The following is a 1220-nucleotide window of genomic DNA, read 5'->3' as shown; positions in this document are numbered from 1 at the left end:
CCCCTTGCCCTTGGCGAACACGCCGGAGACCCACGACAGGCCTTTGGCGAGTGCGTCACCGCCGCCGCAGACGATTGCTCCTGCTTGGCATGCCATCAGCAGCCCTCCTTGTACTTGGTGCCGGACGTCAGGCCCTCGTCCCAGCCGGGAGAGGGATCGGCGTCGGAGATGACCCAGCCCTGCGCGCTGGTGGTGAGGGTGAAGGTGCCGCCCGTGTACTGGTACTTGGAGGCGCTGTCCTCGGCGGGGTCGGGTTTGCCGTTCGTCGTGGTGAGGCCGGCGAAGGCGATGGTGACGGTGGTGTCGGTGCTGTCCCGGACCAGGTACGCCGAACCGGACAGGTCGACGCCGTGTGTCTGCCCGTCGTCGTAGCCCGACTTCGACAGATCGGACCCGGCGAGCATCGAGTGCGCGGTGCCGTCCGCGACGTCGTCGACGGTCTCCCGCAGGTTCGGGCGCCGGTCGGGGTCCGCGGCGCTGTAGAGCTGCATGAACGCGCCGAGGAACTCCGCGGCCCCGGCCGGGGTGAACTGCTTCTTCTCCCGGAGCTCGAGTAGGTCCTTCGATGTGATGTCCGGGCCGGCGACGCAGCCAGAGGCGTAGTCGACGCCCTGGACCGGGGCGGTGCTGCCGGTGCCCGTGGGGGCCTCGGTGGCCGCCCCGGCCGGGGTGCGGGTGGTGTTCGGCGAGGCGAGGTTCGCGATGGTGACGCCGACCGCGACGAGTGCGATCGCCGCGAGGATCCCGACTGGGATCAGCCACCACCGGCGGCGACGCCGGGGCTGGGATGCGGTCTGCTTGCTCATGTGCGATTCCCCTCGCTGGTGTGGACGGATCAGCCGTTGACGGCGTTGAGGATGAACCCGAAGATCGCCGGGACGATGATGATTCCGCCGGTCATCAGGGACGTGCCGATCACCTCGCCCTTTGCGGCCTCGGCCTTCTGCGGGTTCTTCGCGTTCTTGAAGTGCCGCAGCCTCGAGACGGCCTTGAGCAGGAAGAACGCCGATCCGAGGATGAAGAGGAACCAGATACCGCCAAGCGCGATCTTCCACTGGGTGGTGAAGTTGTCGCCGAGCCACGACGGGTCCGGCTTGACGCCGTCGAACGGGTTGATGTTGGCGCCCTTCGCCGTCACCTCGGACGGCGTGTGTGCCGCGATGACGGCGCTGGTGGTTATGTTGATGACCGGGGCGAGGAGTGCGCTCATGAGCGGGACC

General features: G+C 68.3%; 2 protein-coding genes. Both read right to left on the bottom strand.

Annotation, left to right across the window (positions count from 1 at the left end; all coding sequences use genetic code 11):
• Positions 1-95: 95 nt before the first annotated feature.
• Complete coding sequence (locus BACI9J_RS23605; protein ID WP_159558295.1) at positions 96-806, bottom strand: hypothetical protein; 711 nt, start codon at positions 804-806, stop codon at positions 96-98.
• Between the two features lie 29 nt (positions 807-835).
• Positions 836-1220 (bottom strand): hypothetical protein (locus tag BACI9J_RS23600; RefSeq protein WP_159736741.1); only part of this gene is annotated, 385 nt, incomplete at its 5' end.

This window comes from Arthrobacter sp. 9V, assembly GCF_902506065.1.
In the GTDB taxonomy this organism is placed as follows: Bacteria; Actinomycetota; Actinomycetes; order Actinomycetales; family Micrococcaceae; genus Arthrobacter.
The sequence above is the reverse complement of the archived record's forward strand: the minus strand, read 5'-3'. Positions and strand labels throughout refer to the sequence as shown.